General features: G+C 38.1%; 7 protein-coding genes. 1 reads left to right on the top strand and 6 read right to left on the bottom strand.

Going from position 1 to position 8,682, the window contains the following annotated elements; genetic code table 11:
* The 6 genes from NSA47_RS10195 to NSA47_RS10170 form a co-directional block, all read right to left on the bottom strand.
* On the bottom strand, positions 1-1,067 hold a 1,067-nt coding region (locus NSA47_RS10195; RefSeq protein ID WP_257531606.1), incomplete at its 3' end, for an acyl-CoA dehydrogenase.
* Between the two features lie 73 nt (positions 1,068-1,140).
* Entirely contained in the window at positions 1,141-1,980 is an 840-nt protein-coding gene (locus tag NSA47_RS10190; protein WP_257531604.1) for a 3-hydroxybutyryl-CoA dehydrogenase, read from the bottom strand.
* 225 nt (positions 1,981-2,205) lie between these two features.
* Entirely contained in the window at positions 2,206-2,982 is a 777-nt protein-coding gene (locus NSA47_RS10185) for an enoyl-CoA hydratase-related protein (RefSeq protein WP_257531601.1), read from the bottom strand.
* Between the two features lie 575 nt (positions 2,983-3,557).
* A complete protein-coding gene (locus tag NSA47_RS10180) occupies positions 3,558-5,609 on the bottom strand; it encodes a sigma 54-interacting transcriptional regulator (RefSeq protein WP_257531599.1) in 2,052 nt (683 codons plus the stop codon).
* Positions 5,610-5,786: 177 nt separating this feature from the next.
* Positions 5,787-6,965 carry an acetyl-CoA C-acetyltransferase gene (locus tag NSA47_RS10175; RefSeq protein ID WP_257531597.1) on the bottom strand — a complete coding sequence of 393 codons (1,179 nt, stop codon included), beginning with the start codon at positions 6,963-6,965 and terminating at the stop codon, positions 5,787-5,789.
* Positions 6,966-7,089: 124 nt separating this feature from the next.
* Positions 7,090-7,707, bottom strand: a complete 618-nt coding sequence (locus NSA47_RS10170; protein WP_257531595.1) for a glycerol-3-phosphate acyltransferase — start codon at positions 7,705-7,707, stop codon at positions 7,090-7,092.
* A gap of 222 nt (positions 7,708-7,929) precedes the next feature.
* Between NSA47_RS10170 and sufC the strand changes: the two genes are divergently transcribed.
* Positions 7,930-8,682, top strand: a complete 753-nt coding sequence (gene sufC / locus NSA47_RS10165) for a Fe-S cluster assembly ATPase SufC (RefSeq protein WP_257531593.1) — start codon at positions 7,930-7,932, stop codon at positions 8,680-8,682.

Here is an 8,682-nt window from a genome sequence, read left to right as displayed (position 1 = left end):
GCATCACGCATCATACGTTCTACATCATAGTCTCGGATATAGCCATAGCCACCATGGAGTTGGACAGCCTTTGTGGTCACTTCCATGGCCACTTCTGCAGCATAGAGTTTTGCCATGGCTGCTTCTAGAGAGAATGATTTCTGGGTGTCCTTAGCTACTGCTGCTTTATAGACTAAATATTTAGCGGCTTCTATTTTGGTTGCCATATCCGCTAGTTGGAATTGGGTGTTCTGGAATTTGGCAATGGATCGCCCGAATTGTTTTCTTTCCTTAACATATTCAACCGTTGCTTCTAAGGCCCCTTCGGCAAGACCAAGGGCTTGAGCAGCGATGCCGATTCTACCTCCATCCAAGGTTTGCATGGCAATACCAAATCCTTTCCCTTCTTTTTTAAGAAGGTTTTCCTTTGGTACAATACAGTTTTCAAAAATCAATTCGGTTGTGGATGAACCACGAATCCCCATTTTCTTTTCCTTTGTTCCGATTGAAAAGCCTGGGAAATCCTTTTCTACGATAAAGGCAGAGATCCCCCTTGTTCCCATGGATTTATCTGTCATTGCAAAAACAATATAGATATCTGCTTGGCCCCCATTGGTAATAAAAATTTTGCTTCCATTTAATACATAGTGGTCTCCCTCTAGGACAGCCTTAGTCTGTTGTCCTGCTGCGTCAGTTCCTGCGCCTGGTTCTGTTAGAGCAAATGCCCCCAGTTTTTCTCCACTGGATAGTGGGGTCAAATATTTTGCTCTTTGCTCTTCATTCCCGTGTTTTCGAATAGGCTCACAACCCAATGAAGTATGAGCTGAAACAATGACCCCTGTAGTACCGCAAACCTTTGAAAGTTCTTCTACGGCTAATACATAAGTCAAGGTATCACAGCCCTGTCCTCCGTATTCTTTAGGCATAGGAATACCTAAAAATCCAAGTTTTTGCATCTTCTCCACTGTTTCCCGTGGAAATCTTTCTTGTTCATCTACCTCTTGAGCCAGGGGTTTTACTTCATTTATCGCAAAATCCCTAAATAGTTTTTGTGCCATTTTTTGCTCTTTACTTAATGTAAAATCCATCTTCATTCCTCCATATTCAAAATGTTAAAAGAAGAAGGTTAACTAGTTTATTCCAACTAGTTAACCTATATTGCTATTTGTTGTAATCATAAAATCCTTTTCCGGTTTTCATTCCCAATTGGCCACCACGAACCATTTTTCTTAGTAGTGGATGGGGTCTGTATTTGGAATCTCCAGTTTCTTCATAGAGAACTTCCATGATGGCTAGACAAACATCTAATCCTACAAGATCTCCTAAAGCTAGAGGTCCCATAGGATGATTTGCTCCTAATTTCATGGCGGTGTCAATGCCCTCCACAGAGGCTATGCCTTCAGCGTAGATGCCCACGGCTTCGTTGATCATGGGAATTAAAATTCTATTGACCACGAAACCTGCTGCCTCTTCTACTTGAACAGGAGTTTTTCCAAGGGATACAGCAATGGTTTTAACTTGGTCCACTAACTCAGCTGGCGTATTTAAACCTGCAATCACTTCTACCAATTTCATGACAGGAGCGGGATTAAAAAAGTGCATCCCCACTACAGGTCTGTCTAACTCTGCCCCTAACTCTGTAATAGAGAGAGAAGAAGTGTTTGTGGCAAAGATAGCCTCTGGTTTACAAATGCTTTGTAATTCCTTGAAGGTTTGTTTTTTGATTTCCATGTTTTCTATGGCTGCTTCTATCATTAAATCACAGTCTTCACAAATGTCCTTAGTACCCGTACTAATCTTGTTGAGCATCTTATCTGCTACAGATTGTTCCATTTTGCCCTTAGCAACTCGTCTTTCTAATCCTTTAGCAATCTTTTCTTTTCCCTTTGCGGCTAATTCTTTATTGATATCGCATAAAAACACTTCATATCCCTCTGCTTGAGCAAAGGCTTGTGCAATACCTGATCCCATGGTTCCTGCACCAATAATGCCTACTTTCATCATAACTCCTCCTTATAAAAGTTTATAATTTAAATTGTTGTGTTCATTGAATTCCCAATTATCAGTATTTTCCCGATAAGCCTTTGTTGATTTTCCAGGTTGTATCAAACTGGCTTTACTATAGTCTGTGACGCCAAGCCCTCTATCCTATAGGGAAACAAGTTGAAATCTTAATAAAAAAGATCCGTTCCTTTTATTACAGCGAGGGAAACCTTCACAATTCATTTATTTATTTTGAAAACCGCTCACTTTTCTTTTTTCTAAGAAGGCCTTCATTCCTTCTTGCTGATCCTCTGTTTCAAAGCAGCTTCCAAATAATTTTTCTTCTATTTCAATGGCTTTATCCATATCTACTTGCAGACCATCATTGATTGCCTTTTTGGAGGCCCTTACGGCAATGGGTGCATTTTTAGCAATTTTATTGGCCATTTTTAAAGCCTGTTCCATAAGCTCTGCTTGGGGATATACAGCATTGACTAAGCCAATTCTATAGGCCTCGTCGGCTTTGATATTGTACGCGGCATAAATCATTTCTTTAGCCTTTCCTACACCTACAATACGGGCTAGTCTTTGGGTTCCCCCAAAACCTGGCGTAATGCCTAGACCTACTTCAGGTTGACCGAATACTGCATTTTCAGAACAAAGGCGAATATCACAACTCATAGCAATTTCACATCCACCCCCTAGGGCAAATCCATTAATTGCAGCAATAACAGGAATAGGAAAAGTTTCTACTCTTCTGAAGATATCGTTTCCCTTTTTACCAAAGTCTTCTCCTTCTGCTTTAGTAAGACTACTCATTTCTCCTATGTCTGCTCCAGCCACAAAGGATTTTTCTCCGGCACCTGTAAGAATAATCGCTCTTACAGAATCTAAGTTTATCCCGTCAAGAGTTTCATCTAATTCTTTTAATACTGATGTATTTAGAGCATTTAAGGCTTTAGGACGATTAATGGTTATCACACCTACAAGACCTTGCTGCTCATAAGTAATAAAACCCATTATATAAGACCCCCTTCTTTTTCTTATTTTGATATTTATCCTTTATATAAAGCAATTTACATGCCAATATTTTAACAATATTTTAAATCCTTATAAATTCACAAAAAAAATATTTTTAATTAAAAAGTATGGAGTATAGTAAAAATATTTTTTTAAAATAATCTATAGGGAAACAAGTTGAAAAGGCACTAAAAATGCAGATTTCTTCCACTATAAACAATGTAAACTCTTACAGTTTATATAGATGTACAGTCTTTAGTAAATATAGGCTTTTCTTTCACCCAAGCTTTTACGGGTTTTAATATCTACACGGATTAAAAAAATTCAAACTATCTTATCCAAAGACATATCCTTGATATTTTTTAGTAAAAAAGGAAGGTTTTTATGAGAAAAAGTTAAGTTTTTAACAAGCATGTATGGAAATGTTTACACAAGTTAAAAACTCAACACCTAAATGTGTCTACTTTTCACTACACATCCCTTCTTTTAGCGGAAAAAGTGTATGGTTTATTTGACACTATTCATTTATGCTCTATAGCCTATAAAAATCTTCCTTCATCACAAGGGGTATATTTTTACAAATGATATTTCTCTATTTTTTCATAAAGGGAAGCTCTGCTAATGTTTAATAGTCTGGCCGCCTTAGCTTTGTTTCCCATAACTGCTTCTATAGCCTCTATGATGGTCTGCTTTTCTATTTCCTCTACTCTTTCCTTCAGGCTTTTAATCTCCTTTGTAGAAAAATTCCCTGTGATCTCTTCAGGCAGATGTTTAGGTTGTATAATAATCTCTTGACCAATGATGTTAATTGCTCTTTCTATGACATTTTCTAGCTCTCTTATATTGCCCGGCCATTGATAACTATTGAGAAACACCACGGCCTTCTCTGATATTCCTTCAACATATCTCCCCATAGAATTGCAGATTTTATCTATAAGGTGGCGGGCTAATATTTCAATATCCCCTTGTCTTTTACGCAAGGGAGGAATATTGACTGTGACCACATTTAGTCTATAAAATAAATCTCCACGAAATTTGCCCTTTTTTACTAGATCTGCTAAATTTTGATTGGTAGCAGCAATGATGCGCACATCTACCTTTTTGGTAGATATGGCTCCTATCTTTTCAATTTCCTTTTCTTGAAGTATCCTCAGGAGCTTAGCTTGCATGTGAAGGGACATATCTCCAATCTCATCTAAAAATATGGTTCCTCCATCTGCTACCTCAAATTTCCCTATTTTTCCCTTCTTTTGCGCACCAGTGAAGGCTCCCCCCTCATAGCCAAAGAGCTCAGACTCCAATAGATCATTGGGAATAGCCGCACAGTTTACTTTGACAAAGGGTAATTTTGATCGATTGCTTTTTTTATGGATAGCATGGGCAAAAAGCTCCTTTCCCGTTCCACTTTCCCCCAACAAAAGGACATTTGAATGGGTATAAGCTGCCTTTTCGGCAAGCTTTTTTGTCTTGATCATTTCTTTACTTTGGCCAATAATACTTTCAAAGGAGTAATAGGCACTATTGGCATCCTTCTTATGATGTTCTAATTCCTCTTTCATTTTATTTATTCGTTTATACAAAACATCTAGGTCTTCTATCCGTCTAAATAATATCTTTCCGATCGCTCCTTGAATTTTTCCATCTTTTATTATGGGAATCCTAGAGGCAATCATATTATTTCCCTTAATCCTTTGGAGATCTGCCACATCGGTTTGACCGGTTTCCAAGATCTTTTCTAATTCAGTATTTTCAACCACTTCGGTAACATGCTTTCCAATAACCTCTCTATGGTCAACCCCTAAAAACTTGGCGTAGGCCTTGCTCATCATGGTAATGTATCCCTTTTTATCCACCACCACAATTCCATCATAGGTCATTTCTAATATGGTTTGCAATGTCTCAATGGTGCTTTTTTGTGCCTTGTATTTCTCAAAAAATTCATTGCGCTCTGTAGCATCTTCAAATAAGGCTACAGCCCCAATGATCCGGTGTTCATAAAATACAGGTGTTCTATTGGTAATGATCTTTTTTCCTTGATAAGATATGGTTTTTCTAATCTCCTCCTTACCCGTCTCTATAACCTTGGGCAGGGTGGAATCTGACATGATTTCGTAGATAGACTTTCCAACCAGACTATCCTCTGTATCCCCTAATAGCTTTCTAGCCCTTTCATTGAAAAAAGTGACCTTTAGCTGATTGTCAATGGCGATAACTCCTCTATCTGAAGATCCTAAAATGGTATTTAGATTCTTTACGGTATACTCTAATTTTCTGTTATAGGCCTTCAAAAGATCGGTTTTTGTCAAAATGCCTATAAGCTTACCTTCTGGAGTAATAACAGGGAATTTATCTTCCTTTTTATCAAAAACAATCTTTGCATTTTCCTCTTCCTGTACACAGGAAACTTGTGTATTCATAAGAATATTAATACTGGTATCCGGCGATTTCCCCTCTTCAATAGCCTTAAATAGATGTATTTTGCTAAACATTCCTACAAGATGAAATTCTTCATCTACAACAGGGGTACTATCAATATGACTATGAATAAAAACTCCTGCGCCATCTTTTAATGTGCTTTTTGTAGAAAGAGTAATTGGATTGTGAGTCATGACTTCCTTTACTTTCATAAAGTTTATCCCCCTTATATTCCGAGTAAATTACTATTTCTATTATATCAAAAACTTAACAATCCTGTTTGTCTATTTTGTTATTATGACTTTTCCTCCCGAAGGCTTCTTCCTGATTATCTATCTCAAACCCAACAAAAGATGCTCTCCTATGAGAGCATCTTTTGTGAGAAATATCTATCTTTCAACAATCAGTGCAGTCCCCTGTCCACCACCTATGCAAAGGGTGGCCAAACCTGTTTTTGCCTCTCTCTTTTTCATTTCATAAAGAAGGGTAACTAAAATTCTTGCTCCAGAGGCTCCGATAGGATGACCTAGAGCAATAGCTCCACCATTTACATTGACTTTTTCAGTATCTAGGCCCAAATCCTTTACTACGGCTAAGGACTGGGCAGCAAAAGCTTCATTAGCCTCTACAAGGTCTAAGTCTTTTGCCTCTAGTCCTGCTTTTTGAAGGGCTAATTTGGTGGCAGGTACAGGTCCATAACCCATAATTTTTGGATCAAGGGCTGCTGATGCGTAAGATCTTATAATGGCTAAGGGTTTAATCCCCAATTCATCTGCCTTTTCTTTGGACATGACGATAATGGCCGCTGCACCATCATTGATCCCCGATGCATTTCCTGCGGTCACTGTCCCATCCTTTTTAAAGGCAGGTCTTAATTTAGCGAGTTTTTCTATCGTGGCGCCATGTCTTGGATGTTCATCTGTATCTACAATGATTGGATCTCCTTTTCTTTGGGGAACTTCTACAGGGACAATTTCTTCCTTAAATCTTCCTTCTTTTTGTGCTTTTTCTGCCCTTAGCTGGCTCTTTAAGGAAAATTCATCTTGTTGCTCCCTTGTGATATTCCACTTTTCTGCCACATTTTCTGCGGTTATACCCATGTGATAGTCATTAAAAATATCCCATAGTCCATCATGTACCATGTAGTCTACAATTTTCCCATCGCCCATTCTTTGGCCCCATCTAGCGGAAGGGAGTATATAGGGAGCATTGCTCATGCTTTCTGTTCCTCCTGCAAGGACGATGTCTGCATCTCCTAGCATAATGAATTGAGCCGCCATGCTCACAGCTCTAAGGCCAGAACCACAGACTTTATTGATGGTCATCGCTGGCACAGATTCAGGAATGCCTGACTTTATCGCTACCTGTCTGGCTGTGTTTTGTCCCAATCCTGCAGATAAAACATTTCCTAAAACCACTTCATCAATCATTTCAGATTGAATCCCTGCTCTTTTGATGGCTTCCTTTGCTGCAACAGCTCCTAAATCAATGGCTGATACTTTAGATAAAGCTCCTCCAAAACTTCCCACTGGTGTTCTCGCTGCACTGGCAATAACTACTTCTCTCATCTTATACTCCTCCTTATTTTGTTAAAAATATAATTATCCTTATGCATCTTTAACATGCAATTTCGCTGCCAACATTTCTGTAGACAACAAAACATCGCCTTATGATAAGGTGATGTTTTGTTGTCTACTTTTTATTTTTTTCAATAACCTGCCTTAATCCTATTTCTTCATGTCTGATGGTTCTTATGATATTTTCCCTATGTTTAAAAAGGGATAGAATCATGAGGCCGATGCCAATGAAGATACAAAGAAAGGGATATTTATAATAATAAGACAGTATAGGAAGTAAGGTAAACATTCCTATAGTACCTAAGGCAATGTAATCAGTGACAATGGTAATGACAATGATGGTAAAAATTAAAATAAGTCCGATACGAGTATTATAAGCCACTGCCATTCCCACTAAAGATGCAGCTCCCTTTCCTCCTCTAAATTTTAAGAAGAAGGGAAAAATATGTCCTAGGATAGCCGCCGCTCCCGCAATAAAAGCTAGGGTTACTGAGGAGGGAAATAAAATCCTAAAGGCCCATACGGCAATCATTGCCTTTAAAATATCCCCCAATGCCGTGATGATCCCATATTTCCATCCCATAACAGTGGTTATGTTTGAAGCTCCAGCATTATGGGTTCCAAATTTTCTAATATCTATATTATTGACTAATTTTCCTACAAGATAAGCGGTTTGAAAACAACCCAACAAGTAGCCAACGATAGCAGCAGATATTATATTTATTGCCTCCATTTCTAACCTCCTTTTATAATCTATGATTAGCTCATTATATCATAAAAATTTTGTCCAATACTATAGTTGAACCCATTGAAACCTAGATAAAAATTTTCATCTTTCTTCTTTCCTACCGTTGACTATTGGTCCATGTAGTGATAATATGTTTTTGAGAATTCAGAGTGATTTAGTAGGAATTATTTCCCCTACTGACAATGAAATTAAAGGAGAATGAATAAAATGAAAGACACTCTATTGAAAATCCAAAATATAAAGGCAAGTGTTGAAGATAAAGAAATCCTTAAAGGAATCAACCTTACTATAAATAAAGGAGAGGTCCATGTCATCATGGGGCCCAACGGCGCGGGTAAATCTACCCTGGCCAATGTTTTAATGAACCATCCCAATTATAAAGTCGGACAGGGGGAAATTTTCTTTAAGGGGGAGGACATCACCCATTTACAAACGGATGAAAGAGCTAGAAGGGGAATGTTTTTATCCTTTCAATATCCAGAAGAAGTGCCCGGTATCACCGTAGAGAATTTCTTGCGGACCGCTAAGGCCTCCATCTCCGGTAAGCCAGTAAGGCTACTGGCTTTTAAAAAAGCCCTACAAGAAAAAATGGAGCTTTTAGATATGAAACCAGAATATGCCCAAAGGTATCTCAATGAGGGGTTTTCCGGAGGGGAAAAAAAGAAAAATGAAATCCTCCAAATGACTATCTTAGAGCCTGATTTGGCTATTTTAGATGAGACAGACTCTGGTTTAGATGTGGACGCAGTAAAAGTAGTATCCCAAGGAATACAAATGTATTCTAAAGAGGATAATGCCGTTCTCATCATCACCCATCATAAAAAATTATTGGAACATATTAAACCAGATTTCGTCCATATCCTATTGGATGGAAAAATCTCCATGACCTCTGATTCTTCTCTTGTAGATAAAATTGAAGCCCAAGGCTACCAATGGGTTAGAGAAGGTCGAGGTGAGTAA

Origin of the sequence: Irregularibacter muris, from assembly GCF_024622505.1 — a bacterium.
GTDB lineage: Bacteria > Bacillota > Clostridia > Eubacteriales > Garciellaceae > Irregularibacter > Irregularibacter muris.
This window is presented reverse-complemented; position numbering and strand designations above follow the sequence as displayed.

What these genes read in the sequence shown, in the direction of transcription:
- NSA47_RS10190 (WP_257531604.1), bottom strand. Translation starts at nt 1,980, where the DNA reads ATGAAAGTAGGCATTATTGGTGCAGGAACCATGGGATCAGGTATTGCA.
- NSA47_RS10185 (WP_257531601.1), bottom strand. Translation starts at nt 2,982, where the DNA reads ATGGGTTTTATTACTTATGAGCAGCAAGGTCTTGTAGGTGTGATAACC.
- NSA47_RS10180 (WP_257531599.1), bottom strand. Translation starts at nt 5,609, where the DNA reads ATGAAAGTAAAGGAAGTCATGACTCACAATCCAATTACTCTTTCTACA.
- NSA47_RS10175 (WP_257531597.1), bottom strand. Translation starts at nt 6,965, where the DNA reads ATGAGAGAAGTAGTTATTGCCAGTGCAGCGAGAACACCAGTGGGAAGT.
- NSA47_RS10170 (WP_257531595.1), bottom strand. Translation starts at nt 7,707, where the DNA reads ATGGAGGCAATAAATATAATATCTGCTGCTATCGTTGGCTACTTGTTG.
- sufC (WP_257531593.1), top strand. Translation starts at nt 7,930, where the DNA reads ATGAAAGACACTCTATTGAAAATCCAAAATATAAAGGCAAGTGTTGAA.